Below are 19,170 nucleotides of genomic sequence, written 5' to 3' on the forward strand. Positions count from 1 at the left end.
CCGCTCTAGTGCCCGTCCGGCGCGTCCACCCAGCGCAGGCAGTTGCCGCCATCGCGCTTGGCCTGGTACAGCGCTCGGTCCGCACGCGCATACCACTCGCTCCAGTCCGCATCCGGCGCCAGCAGGCTGGCGCCGATGCTCACCAGGCTCACATGGGGCGTGCCATGGCTGCGTTCGAGTAGACCATGCACCGCGCTGAGGATGAACTCGGCGGCATGCTGCACGATTTCGTGGGTGCCGCGCCGCAGGATGAGGCAGAACTCATCGCCGCCCAGGCGGCAGGCCAGGTCGTGTTCGCCGGCCATCGAGCGCAGGATGTTGCCCATGCTCTGCAGCACCCGGTCGCCGGCCTGGTGACCGTGCCGGTCGTTGATCTGCTTGAAGCGATCACAATCGATCAGCAGCAGGCCCTGCGGTGCGCCCTGCCCATCGGCCCGGCACTCCTGCAGGTACAGGGTCAGCCCGCGGCGGTTGTGCAGCCCGGTCAGTTCGTCGGTACGCACCAGCTCACGGGTGTGCGTGAGCTGGTGGGTGGTGATGTACAGATTGTCGAGCGCCGTTTCCAGATCGTGGTTGCGGCGCCGCAGCTGGCTGATCAGGGCCTGCTCGTTGGTCAGCACGCGCATGATCGTACGGCGCAGGAAGTAGGCCACCAGCCCTGGATCGGCATCGACCAGACGCTGGAAATCGGCCGGCCCCAGTTCCAGCACCTGGCAATCGACCAGCGCACGTGCACCGGCACTGCGCAGGTGATCGCCGACCAGCAGGCCCAGCTCGCCGAAGAACTCCTGGTGGCCGAGGACCTTGATCACCAGATCCTCGCCGAAATCCAGTTCGATCCGGCCTTCCAGGATCACGTACATGCGCTCGCCACGATGGCCGCGCTGGAACAGCCACTGCCCGGCTTCGAGCCGGCGCGGCCGGCCGAATCTGGCGAACAATGCGACCTCGGCATCGGACAGCAGCGCATGCACGATCTCGGCCATCGCCACATGGGCGATACCGGTCGTTGCATCAGTGTTCTCGGCCGCACCCCTGCCGGTCATTCCCTGCACCCGCCGCCAGCGTCCCCTGGTGAGCCGCGGAGCATAGCACCGCTTTAAAGTGTGCGCCCTATCTCATTTTTACGAATCGACAGCCGGTAGGTGCGTGGAGACCGGGGGCTGCACCTTGGGAGCACGACTGTCCGTAAAAATTCCTGCCGGATCAAGCTGATGCCCGTCTTCACAGGGTTTGGGCCAAGTTGCGTGGCGAGGCGTGCGCCCGATTGACGCGGATGCCATGCGGGACCGGGCCGAGGGGATACAACAACGCCGGCAGGTCCCCCGACCGGCCGGCGTTGTCTGGCCCTTCCCTGGCCACCCTGAGCGGTGTCGGCAGCCGATCGCACGGCCACCGTTGGATCAGGCCGCGCGTTCGCTGTGGAACTGCTCTTCTTCGGTCGAACCGGTCAGCGCGGTGGTGGAGGACTGTCCCTGCTGGATCGCCTGGGTGACCGCGTCGAAGTAACCGGTGCCGACCTCGCGCTGGTGCTTGACCGCGGTGAAGCCGCGCTCGGCCGCTTCGAACTCCGCCTCCTGCAACTCGACGAAGGCGCTCATCTGCCGGCGCGCGTAACCGTGGGCCAGGTTGAACATGCCGTAGTTCAGCGCGTGGAAACCGGCCAGGGTGATGAACTGGAACTTGTAGCCATAGCTGCCCAGCTCCTTCTGGAACTTGGCGATGGTGGCGTCGTCCAGGTTCTTCTTCCAGTTGAAGCTCGGCGAGCAGTTGTAGGCCAGCAGCTTGCCGGGGAACTTCGCATGAATGGCTTCGGCGAACCTGCGCGCGAACTCCAGGTCCGGCTTGCCGGTCTCGCACCACACCAGATCGGCATACGGTGCATAGGCCAGGCCGCGGCTGATGGCCTGTTCCAGGCCGTTGCGGGTCTTGTAGAAGCCTTCGACGGTGCGCTCGCCGGTGGTGAACGGCTTATCGTTGCCGTCGATGTCACTGGTCAGCAGGTCGGCCGCTTCGGCGTCGGTGCGCGCCACCAGCAGGGTCGGCACACCCAGCACATCGGCCGCCAGCCGCGCCGCGTTGAGCTTCTCGATGGCCTCGCGGGTCGGCACCAGCACCTTGCCGCCCATGTGGCCGCACTTCTTCACCGATGCCAGCTGGTCCTCGAAATGCACGCCCGCGGCGCCGGCTTCGATCATCGCCTTCATCAGTTCGAACGCATTGAGCACGCCACCGAAGCCGGCCTCGGCATCGGCTACGATCGGCTGCAGGAAATCGATGTCGTCCTTGCCTTCAGCGTGATGCAGCTGGTCGGCGCGCAGCAGCGTGTTGTTGATGCGCTTGACCACCGCCGGCACCGAATCGGCCGGATACAGCGACTGGTCCGGATACATCTGCCCGGCCAGGTTGGCATCGGCCGCCACCTGCCAGCCGGACAGGTAGATGGCCTTCAGGCCGGCCTTGACCTGCTGCATGGCCTGGTTGCCGGTCAGTGCGCCCAGCGCGTTGACGAACTCGCGCTCGTGCAGCGACTTCCACAGCTTCTCCGCGCCCAGCCGGGCCAGCGAATGCTCGATATGGACAGTGCCGCGCAGGCGCACCACGTCGGCGGCGCTGTAGTTGCGCTGGATGCCTTCCCAGCGCGGGTTGGTATCCCAGTCGTGCTGGATCTGTTCGGCAGTGGGCAGGGTGCTCATGTCTATCTCCAGTTCAGTGGTGCGTGCAGCGGGAAGGGAAGCGGCGTGGAAACGGGCGCGGGGATCAGTCGATGCGCGCGTAGGCCGGCAGGGTCAGGAAGTCGGTCAGTTCATCGTTGCGGCTCAGTTCGCCAAGCAGGGCGATGGCTTCGCCGATGCGCGCGCCGCCGGGCAGCGCCGTGGTATCACCCAGGCGTGCGGGCAACTGCGCCAGGGTGGTGTCGAGCAGTGCCAAGTCGATGGCAGTGCCGTCGTCCAGCTGCTGGCCCGGGGTATGCAGCCACTGCCACAACTGGCTGCGGCTGATCTCGGCGGTTGCCGCGTCTTCCATCAGGTGATGGATGGGCACGCAACCGTTGCCGTCCAGCCACGCGGCCAGGTAGCGCACGCAGACTTCGACATTGCCCTCGAAGCCGGCGCGGGTGATGGTGCCCGGCGGACGCGCGATCAGTTCGTCGCGGCCCACGCGCACGTCCTGACGCAGGACGTGGTGCTGGTTGGGCGCAGGCATGTGCTCGTCGAAGATCGCCATCGCCACCGGAATCAACGCCGGATGCGCGACCCAGGTGCCGTCATGGCCTGCACTCACCTCGCGCAGCTTGTCGGCACGCACACGCGCCATCGCCTGCTCGTTGGCAGCGGCGTCGTTGTTGATCGGAATCTGCGCCGCCATGCCGCCCATCGCATGTGCCCCCCGGCGGTGGCACGTCTGGATCAGCAGTTCCGAATACGCCTTCAGGAACGGCTGGGTCATGGTCACCTGGCCGCGCTCGGGCAGCACGCGGTCGGCGTGGCGGCGGAAGGTCTTCAGGTAAGAGAAGATGTAGTCCCAGCGCCCGCAGTTCAGGCCGACGATGCGGTCGCGCAGCGCGTGCAGGATCTCGTCCATCTCGAACACCGCCGGCAGCGTTTCGATCAGCACGGTCACCTTGATCTGCCCGTGCGGCAGGCCCAGCATGCCTTCGATGTGCGACAGCGCGGTCTCCCACAGGGCCGCCTCTTCCATGCTCTGCAGCTTGGGCAGGTAGAAGTACGGGCCACGATCCTTGCGCTGCAGCGTGCGGGCGTTGTGGAAGGCGAACACCGCCGCGTCGAACAGCCCACCGGCCAGGAACTGGCCATCGATGCGGACGTGCTTCTCGTCCAGATGCCAGCCACGCGGGCGCACGATCAGCACGGCCTGCTCGTCGTACGGGCGCAGGGTGTAGTGCTTGCCATTGGCCGCGGTGTACTCCAGGTCACCACGCACCGCAGCGGCCAGCGACTGCTGCCCGGCCAGCAGGTTGCGCCAGGTCGGCGAGGTCGAATCCTCGAAGTCGGCCATGAACACCTTGGCGCCGGAGTTCAGCGCGTTGATGACCATCTTCGGATCGGTCGGGCCGGTGATCTCGACGCGGCGGTCCTGCAGCGCGGCCGGCAGCGGTGCGACGGTCCAGTCGCCGCTGCGGATCGCGGCGGTGTCCTCACGGAAGTCCGGCAGGCCGCCGCGGTCGAAGAACGCCTGGCGCTCACGGCGAGCCTGCAGCCGCGCCTGCCGACCCGGCTCCACCGCCCGGTGCAGCGACACCAGCAGGGCCAGCAGCGGCGCCGGCAGCAGGGTGTCCTGGCCGGCCACCCGGGTCGCCAGGGCGATGCCGGGCGTGGCCTTGGCGGCGGGGGAGGGAACAGCGGAAGCGACGGCGGACATGGGACGACTCCAGCAGTGGGGAACGTCTCCACCGTGCCGCCGGCGCTCAGTATTTGGCAAAACAGTTTTTGCAATGCTTTACATAAATTGTGCTAATACTCGTTACGCCATGACCACGCGCAGCTCGCCAAGTCCTCGTTTTTCCTACAAATCCGACCGCCTGAAGCCCTTGCGTGCGTTCTGCCAGACCGTGCGTCTGGGTTCAGTCTCACGGGCGGCTGAGGCGCTTTTCGTCAGCCAGCCGGCCATCAGCCTGCAATTGCAGGCGCTGGAGCGGGAGCTGGGCGTACCGCTGTTCGAGCGCAGCGGCCGCCGCCTGGTGCCCAGCCGCGAGGGCCAGCTGCTGTACGAAATGGCGCAACCGCTGGTGGAGAGCCTGGACGGGCTGGAGGCGTGCTTCCGCGACAAGGTGCGCGGGCTGGATGCGGGCGAACTGAACATCGCGGCCAACAGTTCGACCATCCTGTACCTGCTGCCGAAGATCGTCGAGCGCTTCCGCATGCATCACCCGGACGTGCGCCTGACCCTGCACAACGCGATCAGCGCGGACGGCACCGACCTGCTGCGCGAGGACGCCGCTGACCTTGCCATCGGCTCGATGACCGACGTGCCCGCCGACCTCAGCTACGCCCCGGCCTATCGTTTCGAGCAGGTGCTGATCGCGCCGCATGACCATCCGCTGGCCCGGGGCGCGGAGCTGGAGCTGGCCGACATCGCCCGCTATCCGCTGGTGCTGCCGCCGAAGCGGCAGATCACCTACCGTCTGGTCGACCAGGTGTTCCAGCGCCATCGCATCGCGTACACCGTCGCCCTCGAGGTGGGCGGCTGGGAAGTAATCAAGCAGTACGTGGCGATGGGCATGGGTATTTCCATCGTGCCGGCGCTGTGCCTGAACGAGGCCGACCACGAGCGGCTGGCGGCGCGGTCGATGAAGCGCTGGTTCCCGGAGCGCAGCTATGGCGTGATCGTGCGCCGCGGCAAGGCGCTGTCGGCGCAGGCACGAGCGTTCATCGAGCTGATCCAGCCGGAACTGTTCAGCCCGCGCGATTACGACCAGAGCGGGCACTCCGAGCGGTGAGGGGGTTCTGGTTTGCAGGGCTGCCGCCCTGCACCTGCCGAAGCCTCAAGCCGAAGCAACGGCAACAGCTGGCTATGTGTGGGACGGCGGGATGGGTCCGGTTGCGGGGGGCGCCGTAAACCCGTCCATGGGGGCTTGGTCGCGGCATCCATGCCGCTCACACCCCCGCAACCGGACCCACCCCGCCTTCGACAGTTTCCCTCTGCTGTTTAGTGCCAGCTGCTGTTGGCGGGTGCCGACCGTTGGTCGGCACGGGGTCGGATCCAACCTCTGATTCATTTCCGGCCGGCGATGAATAGACTGGGCGCATGTCCATCGAACTGCGCCACCTGCGCTATTTCCTTGCCGTTGCCGAGACCCTGCACTTCGGCCAGGCGGCCGAGCGGCTGGGCATGTCGCAGCCGCCGCTCAGCCAGCAGATCCGCCAGCTGGAGGACCTGATCGGGGCGCGCCTGTTCGTGCGCAGCCATCGCCGCGTGCAGCTGACGCCTGCCGGCGAACTGCTGCAGGAGCGCGCGCGGGCCATCGTGCAGCAGGTGGAGACGGCAATGGACGAGGTGCAGCGCACACAGCGCGGCGAACAGGGTGAGCTGCATATCGGGCTGACCCGGGCCACACCGCTGTCGCCGCAGATTCCGCGCTCGATCCTGCGCTACCGCCAGCAGTATCCGCAGGTGCGGCTGCAGCTGAGCGAGATGAACACGCTGCAGCAGATCGACGCCCTGCTCGACGGTTCACTGGACGTGGGCATCATCCGCAAGCGCGCGCTGCCGCCGGAACTGGTTGCGCACAGCCTGTTCGTCGATCCGCTGGCGTTGATCGTGCATGCCGACCACCCTGCCCTGCGCCGGCTCCCGGAACAGGGAACGCTGTCGCTGCGTGCGTTCGCGCAGGAACCGTTCGTGGCCTTTCGACGCAGTGCCGGCGCCGGCATCCATGACCACATGATCGCGCTGTGCGCGGCTGCCGGATTCACTCCACGCATCGTGCAGGAAGCCGGTGAGGCGTCCACGCTGATCAGCCTGGCGGCGGCTGGCCTGGGTGCGGCGATCCTGCCGTCCTCGTGCGACCACATCCGGGTGGAAGGCGCGCGCTTTGTCGCGCTGGCCGATGCCGGCGCGCACTCGGAGGTGCAGCTGGCATGGCGCCGTGAGGGAGTGACGCCGCTGATCCGCAACTTCGCCGGCCTGCTGCGCGGCGCATTCGCCGAAGAGTGAAGCGCCGCGCTGCGCGCTCGCCGGGCATGGCCCGGCGAGCATCAGGCCGTCACCGGCTGCGGGGCGCGCTGCTGCAACGCCCAGACGATGCCACCGCCAAGCAGGGTCAGCACTGCCGCGAACGCGCACACCCCCAGCCAGTCCCACGCGGCGTAGGCAAGCCCGCCCACACCGCCCAGCACGCTCGACCCCAGGTAGTAGGCGAACAGATACAGTGCCGAGGCTTCCGCGCGCATCATGCCCGCCCGGCTGCCGACCCAGCTGCTGGCGACCGAATGACCGCCGAAGAAGCCGAAGGTCACCAGCGCGATGCCCAGCGCCATCGTGGTCAGCCACGGCATCGCCAGCAGCGCGATGCCGGCACCGATAAGCACGAAGGAGATCGACAGGACGCGCCCACGGCCGTACCGCGTGGCCTGTTGGCCCATCCATGCCGAGCTGAACGTACCGACCAGGTAGACGCTGAAGATCAGCCCGACCACGGTCTGGCTGAGGTGGTACGGCGGCGCCAGCAGGTGATAGCCGAGGTAGTTGTAGAGGGTGACGAATACGCCCATCAACACGAAGGAGGTGGCGAACAGCCACGGCAGGCCGGGATCGGCGAACAACGTGCGCCAGCGCGACGGCAGCTGGCGCAGGCCGCCGCGACGGGCCTGGAAATGCCGCGATGGTGGCAGCTGCAGCCACAGCAGCACGGTGCTGGCCACGGCGATGATCGAGACCACGCCGATGCCCCAGCGCCACCCCCAATGGTCGGCGATGATGCCGGCGAGCAGGCGCCCGCTCATGCCACCGATCGCGTTGCCGCCGATGTACAGGCCCATCGCCAGGCCCAGTGCGCGGCTGTCCATTTCTTCGACCAGATAGGTCATCGCCACCGCCGGCACGCCACTCAGGGCCAGGCCCAGCAGGGTGCGCAGCACCAGCAGCGTGGTCCAGTCATCGACCAGGGCGGTACTCAGCGAGAGGATGGCCGAGGCCAGCAGGGCGACGATCATCAACGGCCTGCGGCCCACGGCGTCGGACAGCAGCCCGGCCAGCAGCATCGCCACGGCCAGCGTGCCGGTGGTCAGTGACAGCGACATCGCGCTGCCGGCGGCGGAGACGCCGAAGTGGCGGCTGAACTCGGGCAGCAACGGCTGCACCGCGTACAGCAGGCCAAAGGTGGAGAAGCCGGCCAGGAACAGCGCGACCGCCGTGCGGCGGAACGCTGGCGTGCCCTGCTGGATGCGCGTCTCGGGGCTGGAATCGGCAGGAGGGAAGCGACGTTCGGGGGCCGCGGCGGTTTCGCCAGTCATGGGATCGAAGGGCCGTAGGGGCGGCCGGGGTGGGAGGGAACGGGCCCCAGAGTAGGCCCGTCCATCCAGTCGATCCATAACCTGAAAAGTCAGGATTGATATCCCTGACGTATCGATTCAGCTCACAGGTGCTGCCACTGGAAGCCCTCGCCACGGCGGTAGTAGACGGCCACCGCGCGCCCGTAGACCTTGTCGGCGTCGACGAAGCCGAAGAAGCGGCCATCGAAACTGTTGCCGCGATGATCCCCCAGTACCAGCAGCTTGCCGGCCGGTACCACCAGATCCGCAATGTCGGGACCACCGCCCATGTCCAGGTCCAGGCGCGCACGGCGGCTGCCGAAGGCCTCCACGTCCTGCAGCTCGGCCATCTGCAGCGGGTGGCCATTGATGCTCAGGTGGCCCTCGTGCAGTTGCACGTGGTCGCCGGCCACGGCGGCGACCCGCTTGATCAGGCGGGTGCCGTCGGCAGGCGAATCGAATACCGCCACCTCGCCGCGCTGCGGCTGGCCGGTGGACAGCAGGGACGTGTTGGTGAACGGCAGGCGCAGGCCATAGGCACGCATGTCCACCACCACCCGGTCACCGGGCTGCAGGGTCGGCTGCATCGAGCCACTGGGCACCACGTAATGATTGGCGAGGGTGTCGCGGGCGGCGGCGAGCAGGCCCAGCATGAGCAGCAGCGGCAGCGCCTCCTTCTTCAGCCAGGCGAGAGCGCGTTGCGGGAACGGCGGTCGGGCAACAGCATCCATGTCAGGTTCCGATGGGGTGGCAGGGTCTTCAGACCCCATCCGGGTGCAAGAGGTTCCCGGTCGCGCCGGGCCATGCCCGGCGGAGTGTTGGAACGGCCGCGCCATGTGGTCTCCGGGCATGGCCCGGCGCTGCCGATGCAGGGTTACGCAGGTTTTACGCCCGGGCCCGGCGCCCGGCATCGCACCTTTACGGGCACAGCGCGCATCGTCTGCCCACCGCGCCGAACGGCGCTTTCCGCAAGGTGTTGTATGACCCTCCTGGTGATCCGCCACGCCTCTTCATCGGCACCGCGTCCGCAGCTGCCGGCGCAGTTGTCCGGCCACCGCGTGCTGTGCAGCGACTGCGCCAGCCTGTCCGAAGTGCGCCAGTGCCTGTGCCAGCCGCAGGCGCGCTCGGCCGACTGGGTACTGCTGGACGTGGGCGTGGCCGACGAGGCGCAATGGCAGGCCGAGGGCAGCGCGCTGCAGGCCGCCCTGGAGCGGCTGCCGGCGCAGTACATCGAACTGCAGAGCGCCCGCGAACCCGGCCTGGACGCGCGCCTGCGCCTGCAGCATGGGCCGGCCGCGGTGGTGGTCGACCAGCGCAGCCAGCAGGCCGGTTATCCGCTGTCGCTGGCCATCGTCGGCCGCCGCCTGGCGCAGGAGGGCTGAGCCATGTCGATCTTCATCATCCGCGGCCCGGAAGCGGCCGGCACATTGATCCGTACCGCACTGCCGCTGCCGGCACCGGTACTGAAGTCGCTGGTACACCGTGCGATCGATGCCGGCACCAGCGTGGCCATCCGTGCCTGCGGTTCGGAACAGGAACTGCTGGATGCCCTGCGCGTGGCCGATCACAGCCGCGGCGAAGTGACATTGCTCGATCCCGGCGCGTGTGCCGGCAGCCTGCGTCTGCAGCGCCTGCTGCCCTATCTGCACAACGCCTACGTGGAGGTGCATGACGACGGCGCGGTGGCTGAGCCCTGTCTGCCGGCCGGCATCGGCCAGCGCCTGGGCATCGCCGCCGGCTATGGCGCGCAGAGCTACGTGCTGGCGCTGGATATCGCGCTGGATCACCTGGGCCTTGCCGAACAGGCGAACCGGGTGCACGTGGGGACGTAAGGCTGTTTGTAGAGCCGAGCCCATGCTCGGCTGCCTTTCCAGGAAACATCAGCCGAGCATGGGCTCGGCTCTACGGAAGAACGTCGAGCATGGCTCGACGCTACAGAAAGAAAAACGGCGGGGTCGCCCCCGCCGTTTTCGCTTTCTTACTTCAGCCCGCGGAACTTCAGCAGCGGTTCCACCGACGGGTCCTTGCCGCGGAAATCGCGGTACAGGGTCGACAGCTCCACGCTGTTGCCGCGCGAGAGGATCTTGTCGCGGAATTGCTGGCCATTGGCCGCGGTCAGGCCGCCGTTCTCGGTGAACCACTGGAAGGCGTCATGGTCGAGCACCTCCGCCCAGAAGTAGGCGTAGTAGCCGGCCGAGTAGCCACCGCCCCAGATGTGGTCGAAGTAGGTAGTGCGGTAGCGCGGCGGAACCTGCGGCAGATCGACCTTGAACTTCTTCAGCGCGCTGGCTTCGAAGGCTCCGACATCCTGCAGCGGCGCGTCGGCCTTCTGCGTGTGCCAGGCCAGGTCCAGCAGCGCAGCCGACAGGTACTCGGTGGTGGCGTAGCCCTGGTTGAAGCTGCGCGCCTTGAGGATCTTGTCGACCAGTTCCTGCGGCATCGGCTCGCCGGTCTTGTAGTTCTTGGCGTAGTTGGCGAACACCTTCGGATCCAGCGCCCAGTGCTCGTTGAACTGCGACGGGAACTCGACGAAATCGCGCGAGGTGGCCGTGCCGGCGATCGAGGGGTACTTCACGTTCGAGAACATGCCGTGCAGGGCGTGGCCGAACTCGTGGAACAGGGTGGTGACGTCGTCGAAGCTCAACAGCGCCGGCTGGCCTTCGGCCGGCTTGGTGAAGTTGCAGACGTTGTAGACCACCGGCTTGGCGCCGGTCAGGCCATCCTGCTCGACGAACACGTCCATCCACGCGCCGCCGGACTTGCTGTCACGCTTGAAGTAGTCGGTGTAGAACAGGGCCAGCGAGGTGCCGTCCTTGTCGAACACTTCATACACCTTCATGTCCGGGTGGTAGGTCGGAATGTCGGTACGTGGCTTGAAGGTGATGCCGTACAGCTGGGTGGCGGCGTAGAAGACGCCGTTCTGCAGCACGTTGTCCAGCTCGAAGTAGGGCTTGATCTGCGACTCATCCAGATCGTACTTGGCCTTGCGTACCTGCTCGGCGTAGAAGTCCCAGTCCGAGGCCGCAACCTGGAAACCGCCCTTCTGCGCGTCGATCACCTTCTGGATCTCGCCGGCTTCGGCACGTGCCTTGGCGGTGGCAGCCGGCACGGTGTCGGTCAGCAGCTTCAGCGCGGCGGCCGGGGTCTTGGCCATCTGGTCGCCCAGCTGGTAGTCGGCGAAGGTGTCGAAACCCAGCAGCTTGGCCTTCTGCGCACGCAGCTGGGCCAGGCGCTGCACGGTCTGGCGGGTATCGTTGGCATCACCGCGCTCGGCGCGGGTTTCCGAGGCCTTGAGCACGGCGGCGCGCTGGTCGCGGTCGCTCAGCGAACCAAGCACCGGCTGCTGGGTGGTGTTCTGCAGCGGCAGCAGGAACTTGCCGTCAAGCTTGCGCGCCTTCGCATCGGCAGCTGCGGTGTTGATCGCGTTCTCATCCAGGCCGGCCAGCTTGGCCTTGTCGTCCACGATGACGGCAGCGGCTGCGGTGGCGGCGACCAGGCGGGTATGGAACTGGGTGGAAAGCGTGGTCTCTTCCACGTTGAGCTTGCGCAGGCTGGCCTTGTCGGCGTCGGACAGCTGCGCACCGGCACGCACCAGGCCGTCGTAGTAATGCTCGACCAGGCGCTTCTGCACCGGGTCCAGGCCCAGCGTGTCACGCTGGTCGTACAGCGATTTCACGCGTGCGAACAGCTTCGGGTCGAGGCTGATCTCGTCCTGGTGCGCGGCCAGTTTCGGCGCGACTTCTTCCTGGATCTTCTGGCGCGCATCGTTGGTATCGGCCTGCACCAGGCCGAAGAAGATGCGCGACACGCGGGTCAGGGTCTCGCCGCTGCGCTCCATCGCCACGATGGTGTTGTCGAAGGTGGCCGGCTCGCTGTTGTCGGCGATCTTGCGCACGTCGGCCAGGTGCTGGCGCATGCCTTCCTCGAACGCCGGCAGGTAGTCGCTGTCCTTGATCTTGTCGAACGGCGGCGCCTGGAACGGCAGCGTGCTGGCGCTCAGCAGCGGGTTGGTGGAGGCATCGGCCGGCTGCTGGGCCGGGGTATTCTGGGCTGCGGACACGGGGGTGGACTCCTTGCCGGAACAGGCCGCCAGCGCCAGGCTGATGGCGGCGGCCAGGACTACGGTACGCGACATGTAAAACGCTCCTTGGGCAGACGGGATGGGATGCCGACCGTCCACCCTACTCCTGTCGCGCTCGCCCGGCATGTGCCGGACGTGGCGTCTGGACCTTCACTGGCGGCCGGCTCAGACCGTACCGCGGGTCTTGCCGATCCAGGGCCGGTAGAACTCGCGGATGGCGGCCATGTCGGCCACGTCATCGCCGGTGGGATGGAACAGCGGACCGACGCCGATGACCTTCTCCGGATAATGGAAATAGGCGGTCAGGATCGGCACGTCGGCCATCCGCGCGATCTTCAGGAATCCGGCCTTCCATTCCTTGACCGCCTTGCGGGTGCCTTCCGGGGTGATCGCGAACCACATCCTGTCGTTGTTGCGGATCAGGTCCACGGCCTGGCCGACGGTTCCCTGCGGCGAGCTGCGGTCCAGCGGGATCACGCCCAGCCGGTGCAGCAGCGGGCCCAGCGGCCACCAGAACAGCGACGCCTTGCCCAGCACCTTGACCTTCATGCCCAGTGCGATCTTGGCCGCCATGCCCCAGAACCCGTCCCAGTTGGACGAGTGCGGGGCGATGATGAAGACCAGCTTCGGGATGTCCGGCAGGGTGCCGACCACCTTCCAGCCGCCCATGCGCAGGGTGCAGCGCGCCAGCCAGCGCAGGAACGGGTTGGATCTGACCTGCGGCATGTTCGGCGGGATGGCCGGCAGCAACGGAGTCGGGTTGTTCAAGCAATCACTCCCAGTCACGTGAGGAGCGCCCGCGCTTGATCTGCGCGCGCCCGCGTTTGGCGTCCAGACGACGCAGTTTCGACCCGAGGGTCGGCTTGGTGGCCTTGCGCGGTTTGGGCACGCTCAACCCGGCCTGGATGAAGGCCGCCAGCCGCTCGCGCGCATCCTCGCGATTGCGATCCTGGGTCCGGAAGCGTTGCGCGTCGATGACCAGCACGCCTTCGCCGGTCATCCGCCGGTCACGCCGCGCCAGCAGGCGCGCGCGCAATGGTTCGGGCAACGAGGGCGAGTTGGCCACGTCGAAACGCAGTTCCACCGCGGTGGACACCTTGTTGACGTTCTGGCCACCGGCACCACTGGCACGCACGAAACGCTCGACGATCTCGCCGTCGGGGATTTCAAGCTGCGCGCTGATGGTGACCGGTCCACTGCCCATCCGCGCATTGTAACGGCAGCCACGTGGCGGAGTGCGGCATCGCGCGCCGTATGCCGCCGATCAGGCACCGAACACGCCGCCTTCGCCTTGCCAGCGGGTATGCTGGCCGTCCCATGTACCGCAGGAAGCTTCGCATGATCCGCTCCGCATCCACCCTGCCCGCCCTGCTACGCCGTGCTGCCCTTCTGCTGGCGCTTGCCGTGGCCAGCGCCCCGGTCCTGGCCGCCGCGCCGACCGACGGCGACATCAACCGCCTGCTGTCGGCCTCCCGCGCGCAGAGCATGATCGACACCATGCTGCCGCAGATCGAGGCGATGCAGCAGCAGCAGTTCCAGCAGGTCGCGTCGCAGCGCCAGCTCAATGCCCAGCAGCAGGAGCAGCTCAAGCGCATCCAGGCACGGACCAGCCAGACCCTGCGCCAGGCCCTGTCATGGCAGCAGCTGCGGCCGATGTACGTGGATCTCTACAAGAAGACCTTCAGCAAGGAAGACGTGCTGGCGATGGCCGAGTTCTACGAGAGCCCGGCGGGCCAGAGTCTGCTCGACAAGACCCCGGCGCTGATGCAGAACGTGATGGTGGCCATCCAGTCGCGCATGCAGCCGCTGTTCGCCGACCTGCAGAAGGATCTGGAAGCGATCGTCAACGAGCCGGAAAAGAAGTGAGGCGGTAGCGCCGGGCCATGCCCGGCGCTGCCTTCACTCCACCCGCCAGCCGAACAGGTCCAGTGCCTTCTGGAATTCCCGGTCCAGCGGCGCCCGCACATCCACCGTGCCGCCCTCGGGATGCGGAAAACGCAGGCGCTCGGCGTGCAGCAGCATGCGGTGCACCCCCTGCATGCGGAAGATGCGGTTGTGGCGGCCGTCGCCGTGGCTGGTGTCGCCGATCATGTGGTGCGAAAGATGCTTGAGATGCCGGCGGATCTGCCGGAACCGTCCGGTCTGCGGCTGGCAGCGCAGCAGCGCATAGCGCGAACGGGCGAACTCGCCGACCGGCACCGGCAGCTCGCCGGTAGCCAGGCACTGGAAGTCGGTGATGGCAGGCTTCTTGACCGGTTTTCCGGGGCCGCCGTCGAGGTCGTGGTCGACCCGCCAGGACGCCTCGGCCGGCCAGCCGCGGCAGATGGTCAGGTAGTCCTTGGCCACCTCGCCGCCCATCAGGGCCTTGCCCAGCGCACTGGCGGTGTCACGGTCGAAGGCCAGCAGCAGGCAGCCACTGGTGGCACGATCCAGCCGATGCACCAGAAAGATCGGGCGCCCGAGCTGCTCACGCAGGCGATCGGCCAGGAAATCATCTTCGCCACGGGCCAGCTTGCTGTCATGGACCATCAGCCCGGCCGGCTTGTCGACCACCGCCAGGCGTTCATCCAGGTGCAGGAGCCGAAGGGGGGCGGTGTCGGTCTCGACCGCGGCGAGGGTATCGGGTTCGGTGCTCACCGCGCGATTATACGGGCGGCCTGTATGGGGTCAGATCCCTTTTCCTGCGGAAAAGGGATCTGACCCCGGGTTTGTGCCGCGAGGCAGTCAAACGTTGCGCAGTGCCAGCAGTTCACCGTTGCCCACCGGCACCAGGCTGACGCTGACATCAGGATCGGCCACCAGTGCTGCACGCAGCGGCTCCATCTGTTCGGCGTGGGAGATCGCGTTGTCCACCACCAGCAGGCCACCGGGCCGCAGCACGCGGCGCAGGTGCGGCCACCAGCCAGCGTACTGCTCGCGATCCGAATCGAGGAACAGCAGGTCGATGCTGGCATCGGCCGCCTGCGCCAGCCACGCCCCGGCGTCAGCGTGCATCAGGGTGATATGCGCCTGCAGGCCGCTGCGGGCGAAGGTCGCGCCGGCCAGGGCCACCTTGTCGGCAGCGTACTCCAGCGTGGTCACATGGCCGTCGATGGCAGCGGCAGCCTCGGCCAGCCACAGGGTGGAATAGCCGTTGGAGGTGCCGATCTCCAGCACGCGCCGCGCCTGTCCGAAACGTACCAGCAGCGACAGCAGCGCACCGGTATCCGGCGTGATGTTGAGCATGCGCCGGGCCCGCTCGCTTTCGCGCGCATCGTTGTCGGCGCCAAAGCGCACCAATTCGTCCTTGAGCGCCTGCAGCACGCCGGCTACTTCCACCACGCCCGGGCCAATGCGGCCACACCCACCGCGCCCGACAGCCAGCTCCACATCGGCAGGTCGCCCCAGTACCAGCCGGGCGGCTGCAACACGTACATCAAGGCGGCAATGGCAAGCAGGCCGACGCCGGTGATGGCACCGACCGCATGCTTCTGCAGGCGCTGCACGCTGGCATCGAGCGATACCAGATCGCGCGAGCGCATCGCCAGCTCGTGACGTCCCTCCACCTGCTGGGTCAGCCAGGCATGCACCAGGCGGGGCATGTCCGGTGCGTGGGTCATGATTTCCGGCAGGCGCTTGCCGAGCTCGCGCATCACCCTGCGCGGGCTGTAGCGCTCGCGCAGGATCTTCGCCAGTACCGGCTTGGCCACCGCCCAGATATCGATCTGCGGGTCGAGCTGGCGACCGACGCCTTCGATGTTCAACAGGGTCTTCTGCAGCAGGATCAGCTGCGGCTGCAGCGTCAGCTGGTAGCGCTGCGCCACGCGGAACAGCTTCATCAGCACTTCCGCCAGCGAGATCTGCGACAGCGGGCGGGTGAAGTACGGCTCGCACACCGACCGCACCGCCGCTTCCAGGTCGTCGATGCGCACGTGGTCCGGCATCCAGCGCGCCTGCACGTGCAGCTCGGCGATGCGGCGGTAGTCGCGGTTGAAGATGGCCATGAAGTTCTCGGCCAGGTAGTACTGATCTTCCTGCGACAGCTGGCCCATGATGCCGAAGTCCAGCGCGATGAAGCGCGGATCGCTGCGGCGTGCCGGATCGGGGTCGACCCAGATGTTGCCGGCATGCGCATCGGCGTGGAAGAAGTTGTCGCGGAACACCTGGGTGTAGAACACCCGCACGCCCTTGGCGGCCAGCGCCTTGCGATCGATCCCGGCGGCGTCCAGTGCCACGATGTCATCGGAGGGAATGCCCCACACGCGCTCCAGGGTCAGCGCGCGCTCGGCCGTGTGGCTCCAGATCACTTCCGGCACGTACAGGTCGTCGGAGTTCTCCCAGAAGCGGCGCAGGACGCTGGCGTTGGCGCCTTCGCGCTGCAGGTCCAGCTCGGCGGCCAGGGTGTTCTCCACTTCCGCCACGACTTCGCGCGGGCGGATCTTGTCGGCACGCGGGTGGGTGCGCTCGACCAGCGTGGCCAGTGAATTGAGCAGGGCGATATCGGCGTCGATCTGCTTCTCGATGCCCGGGCGCAGCACCTTGACCACCACCTGGCGGCCATCGGCCAGCGTGGCTGCATGGACCTGCGCGATCGAGGCCGACGCCAGCGGTTCGGTATCGAAGCTGGCAAAGGCTTCGCTGACCGGCAGGCCCAGCGCGTCCTCGACGATGCGGCGCGCGGTGTCGCCGTCGAACGGCTTGACCCGGTCCTGCAGCAGGGTCAGTTCGTTGGCCACGTCCGGCGGCACCAGGTCGCGACGGGTCGACAGGATCTGCCCGAACTTGACGAAGATCGGACCCAGGTCCTGCAGCGCCAGGCGCAGGCGTGCGCCACGCGATTGCGCGGCGATGTCGGCAGAGGCCCGCGGAACGAAGGGTTTGGCCAGGCGCAGCCAGCGTTCGGCCGGCGTGTCCTGCAGCAGGTCATCCAGGCGGTAGCGCAGGATCACCCGGCCGATGCGGCTGGCCCGCAGCACCGCCTTCATGCCGCACCCCGCAGGCGCTGCACGCGTGCACCCAGGCGCTCGACATCATCGCGCAGCACATCCACATCGTCGTGGAACGCGTCCAGCTCGGCGCGCGGCACCACGTCGCGCGATTCCTCGGTAATGAATTCGGCTGCACTGTGCGCCAGATCGATCACGCCCTGGCGGGCGTGCTGCAGCGCGCCGCGCAGTGTGTTGGCCACCTGTACGCCCAGCACCTCGCCGAACACGCTGACGAACGGCTGCTGCCAGTCCGGGTCGAAGCCCTTGGCCAGCTGCTGCAGGCGGCGCGCCAACTCGGCATCGCCGGCCACGCGCACGCGTCCCTTGCCGGTGCTGTCGGCGCGCCGGGCATTGGCCAGCAGCGGCAGCTGGGCCAGCACCCCCGACAGGCTGCTGCGTACGGCCAGATCGGCTTCCTGCGCATCCACCGGCCCCACCCGCAGCTGGTCACCGTCAACGCTGATGCGCATGGCCAGCGCAGGAGCCTCCAGGGTCAGATCGATATGGCGGCCATCCAGACCGGCCAACGCGTGGCGGGTATCCGGATCCAGCGCCAGGGCGCGGTTCAGGGCGATCTGCAGGGCACGGCCGGCGACCGGCTTGAGGGACTTGAGCAGGGAAAGAGCCATGGCCCCATTCTACCTTCGTGGGTGCCGGGCTTGGGCCGGGCAGCGCGGATGGGTGCGGGTTCGTCTCCGCCTCACCTGCCGGGCGAAGGAAGGTCCATGCTGTGGGGCCACGCAACGTCCAGGACATCGCATTGCCCATGAGCAGGACCCGGGTCGGCATCATTTTCGGTGGTAAGTCCTCCGAGCACGAAGTCTCGCTGCAGTCGGCGAAGAACATCCTCGACGCACTCGACCACGAGCGCTTCGAGCCGGTGCTGATCGGCATCGACAAGCAGGGCCGATGGCATCTGAGCCAGGCCGGGAGCTTCCTGCTCAACGCCGATGATCCGGCGCGCATCGCGCTGCACCGGTCCGGCGTCGCGCTGTCGGTGCACCCGGGCGCCGGACAGGCGCAGCTGCAGCCCGCCGATCCGGCTGCCGTGCTCGGCCAGATCGACGTTGTCCTGCCGATCGTGCATGGTCCGCTGGGTGAGGATGGCGCGCTGCAGGGCCTGCTGCGCATGGCCAACCTGCCCTTCGTCGGTTCACCGGTGCTGGGCTCGGCCGTGGCCATGGACAAGGACGTGACCAAGCGCCTGCTGCGCGATGCCGGCCTGCAGGTGGCGCCCTGGCAGTGCATCCGTCGCCACCAGGCTGCGAACATCGATGTCGACGGCGTCATCGCCCAGCTCGGTCTGCCGCTGTTCGTGAAGCCGGCCAACCAGGGTTCGTCGGTGGGGGTGAGCAAGGTCAAGGACGCTGCCGGCTTCGCGGCCGCGCTGGAACGGGCGCTGCGCTACGACCACAAGGTTCTGGTGGAAGCGGCCGTGGCCGGCCGCGAGATCGAATGTGCGGTGCTCGGCAACGAGCAGCCGCAGGCCAGCGTGTGTGGCGAAGTAGTGGTGCACGACGAGTTCTATGCCTACGACACCAAGTACCTCAACGAGAATGGCGCCGACGTTGTGGTCCCGGCCGACATCGATGATGCCACCCAGCAGCGGATCAGGCAGATCGCCCTGCAGGCGTATCAGGCGCTGGAGTGCGCCGGCATGGCCAGAGTGGATGTGTTCCTGACCGGCGATGGCCGCGTCGTCATCAACGAGGTCAACACGCTGCCGGGCTTCACCCGCATCAGCATGTACCCGAAGCTGTGGGGCGCCAGTGGCGTGGATTACACCACGCTGATCACGCGCCTGATCGAACTGGCGCTGGAACGGCACGAAGCCGATCACAGGCTGCTGTAGGCCAGGCAGTACCCGGTACTACAGGAAACAACCGCTTCCGCCGGAGCAGCGCCGGCCATCGACCGGCACTGCTCCGGGGCTCACTAGCCGCGCTTGCGGAACATCGAGATCACCGCCAGGACCAGGAACACCACGAACAGGATCCAGGCAATGTTGCTGGCCGCGCCGGCGATGCCGGAGAAACCGAGCACGGCGGCGATGATGGCGATGACGAAGAAAATGACGGCGTAATGCAGCATGGCGCTCCTCGCAGATATTCGGCCGTGGGTGGCGTGG

General features: G+C 67.4%; 19 protein-coding genes. 6 read left to right on the forward strand and 13 right to left on the reverse strand.

The features are described 5' to 3' along the window. Positions 1 to 5 precede the first annotated feature (5 nt). The 3 genes from QMZ25_RS01935 to aceB form a co-directional block, all read right to left on the reverse strand. Entirely contained in the window at positions 6 to 1,046 is a 1,041-nt protein-coding gene (locus QMZ25_RS01935; RefSeq protein WP_053518607.1) for a GGDEF domain-containing protein, read from the reverse strand. Between the two features lie 357 nt (positions 1,047 to 1,403). Then, the gene (gene aceA / locus QMZ25_RS01940; RefSeq protein ID WP_053518608.1) at positions 1,404 to 2,696 is read right to left on the reverse strand and encodes an isocitrate lyase; all 1,293 of its coding nucleotides are present in this window, start codon (positions 2,694 to 2,696) and stop codon (positions 1,404 to 1,406) included. Between the two features lie 64 nt (positions 2,697 to 2,760). After that, positions 2,761 to 4,383, reverse strand: coding sequence for a malate synthase A (gene aceB / locus QMZ25_RS01945; RefSeq protein ID WP_053518609.1), 1,623 nt, complete (start codon positions 4,381 to 4,383; stop codon positions 2,761 to 2,763). 109 nt (positions 4,384 to 4,492) lie between these two features. Between aceB and QMZ25_RS01950 the strand changes: the two genes are divergently transcribed. Both QMZ25_RS01950 and QMZ25_RS01955 read left to right on the forward strand, forming a co-directional pair. Further along, entirely contained in the window at positions 4,493 to 5,461 is a 969-nt protein-coding gene (locus tag QMZ25_RS01950; RefSeq protein ID WP_283219037.1) for a LysR family transcriptional regulator, read from the forward strand. A gap of 308 nt (positions 5,462 to 5,769) precedes the next feature. Then, positions 5,770 to 6,678 (forward strand): LysR family transcriptional regulator, encoded by a 909-nt coding sequence (locus tag QMZ25_RS01955; RefSeq protein WP_065174180.1) that lies wholly within the window; start codon positions 5,770 to 5,772, stop codon positions 6,676 to 6,678. A 41-nt stretch (positions 6,679 to 6,719) separates the two neighbouring features. Here QMZ25_RS01955 and QMZ25_RS01960 read toward each other — a convergent pair whose 3' ends face one another. Next, positions 6,720 to 7,976 (reverse strand): MFS transporter, encoded by a 1,257-nt coding sequence (locus QMZ25_RS01960; protein WP_283219038.1) that lies wholly within the window; start codon positions 7,974 to 7,976, stop codon positions 6,720 to 6,722. 122 nt (positions 7,977 to 8,098) lie between these two features. Beyond that, the gene (gene lepB / locus QMZ25_RS01965; RefSeq protein ID WP_283219039.1) at positions 8,099 to 8,725 is read right to left on the reverse strand and encodes a signal peptidase I; all 627 of its coding nucleotides are present in this window, start codon (positions 8,723 to 8,725) and stop codon (positions 8,099 to 8,101) included. Between the two features lie 249 nt (positions 8,726 to 8,974). On the opposite strand from lepB, the gene QMZ25_RS01970 reads away from it, so the two are divergent. Together QMZ25_RS01970 and QMZ25_RS01975 are read left to right on the forward strand one after the other, a co-directional pair. Further along, a complete protein-coding gene (locus QMZ25_RS01970) occupies positions 8,975 to 9,376 on the forward strand; it encodes a hypothetical protein (protein ID WP_065174177.1) in 402 nt (133 codons plus the stop codon). 3 nt (positions 9,377 to 9,379) lie between these two features. Further along, positions 9,380 to 9,826 (forward strand): hypothetical protein, encoded by a 447-nt coding sequence (locus QMZ25_RS01975; protein ID WP_053518439.1) that lies wholly within the window; start codon positions 9,380 to 9,382, stop codon positions 9,824 to 9,826. 146 nt (positions 9,827 to 9,972) lie between these two features. Here the strand turns inward: QMZ25_RS01975 and dcp are convergent, their stop codons facing one another. The 3 genes from dcp to arfB form a co-directional block, all read right to left on the reverse strand. Then, positions 9,973 to 12,129, reverse strand: a complete 2,157-nt coding sequence (gene dcp / locus QMZ25_RS01980; protein WP_065174176.1) for a peptidyl-dipeptidase Dcp — start codon at positions 12,127 to 12,129, stop codon at positions 9,973 to 9,975. 111 nt (positions 12,130 to 12,240) lie between these two features. After that, entirely contained in the window at positions 12,241 to 12,801 is a 561-nt protein-coding gene (locus QMZ25_RS01985; RefSeq protein ID WP_227255266.1) for a lysophospholipid acyltransferase family protein, read from the reverse strand. A gap of 46 nt (positions 12,802 to 12,847) precedes the next feature. Then, the gene (gene arfB / locus QMZ25_RS01990) at positions 12,848 to 13,279 is read right to left on the reverse strand and encodes an alternative ribosome rescue aminoacyl-tRNA hydrolase ArfB (RefSeq protein ID WP_005420755.1); all 432 of its coding nucleotides are present in this window, start codon (positions 13,277 to 13,279) and stop codon (positions 12,848 to 12,850) included. Between the two features lie 134 nt (positions 13,280 to 13,413). Between arfB and QMZ25_RS01995 the strand changes: the two genes are divergently transcribed. Beyond that, positions 13,414 to 13,941 (forward strand): DUF2059 domain-containing protein, encoded by a 528-nt coding sequence (locus tag QMZ25_RS01995; RefSeq protein ID WP_065174175.1) that lies wholly within the window; start codon positions 13,414 to 13,416, stop codon positions 13,939 to 13,941. Positions 13,942 to 13,974: 33 nt separating this feature from the next. Here QMZ25_RS01995 and QMZ25_RS02000 read toward each other — a convergent pair whose 3' ends face one another. The 4 genes from QMZ25_RS02000 to QMZ25_RS02015 all read right to left on the reverse strand — a co-directional run bounded on the left by QMZ25_RS02000 (position 13,975) and on the right by QMZ25_RS02015 (position 17,671). Then, entirely contained in the window at positions 13,975 to 14,712 is a 738-nt protein-coding gene (locus QMZ25_RS02000) for a pseudouridine synthase (protein WP_053518434.1), read from the reverse strand. A gap of 87 nt (positions 14,713 to 14,799) precedes the next feature. Next, positions 14,800 to 15,378, reverse strand: a complete 579-nt coding sequence (locus QMZ25_RS02005; RefSeq protein WP_065174174.1) for a class I SAM-dependent methyltransferase — start codon at positions 15,376 to 15,378, stop codon at positions 14,800 to 14,802. A gap of 5 nt (positions 15,379 to 15,383) precedes the next feature. Continuing rightward, positions 15,384 to 17,039, reverse strand: coding sequence for a ubiquinone biosynthesis regulatory protein kinase UbiB (gene ubiB, locus QMZ25_RS02010; protein WP_065182047.1), 1,656 nt, complete (start codon positions 17,037 to 17,039; stop codon positions 15,384 to 15,386). After that, positions 17,036 to 17,671, reverse strand: a complete 636-nt coding sequence (locus QMZ25_RS02015) for an SCP2 sterol-binding domain-containing protein (protein ID WP_053518430.1) — start codon at positions 17,669 to 17,671, stop codon at positions 17,036 to 17,038. Before QMZ25_RS02015 ends, ubiB begins: the two co-directional genes overlap by 4 nt. 137 nt (positions 17,672 to 17,808) lie before the next feature. Here QMZ25_RS02015 and ddlA point away from each other — a divergent pair, with 137 nt between their 5' ends. Further along, positions 17,809 to 18,894: a D-alanine--D-alanine ligase gene (gene ddlA, locus QMZ25_RS02020; RefSeq protein ID WP_283219040.1), complete on the forward strand. Its 1,086-nt coding sequence runs from the start codon at positions 17,809 to 17,811 to the stop codon at positions 18,892 to 18,894. 83 nt (positions 18,895 to 18,977) lie between these two features. On the opposite strand, the gene QMZ25_RS02025 is transcribed toward ddlA, so the two are convergent. Next, positions 18,978 to 19,133 (reverse strand): DUF1328 domain-containing protein, encoded by a 156-nt coding sequence (locus tag QMZ25_RS02025; RefSeq protein WP_004153593.1) that lies wholly within the window; start codon positions 19,131 to 19,133, stop codon positions 18,978 to 18,980. Between the last annotated feature and the right edge of the window lie 37 nt (positions 19,134 to 19,170).

The sequence above is a fragment of the Stenotrophomonas sp. RS-48 genome, assembly GCF_030053245.1.
GTDB lineage: Bacteria > Pseudomonadota > Gammaproteobacteria > Xanthomonadales > Xanthomonadaceae > Stenotrophomonas > Stenotrophomonas maltophilia_P.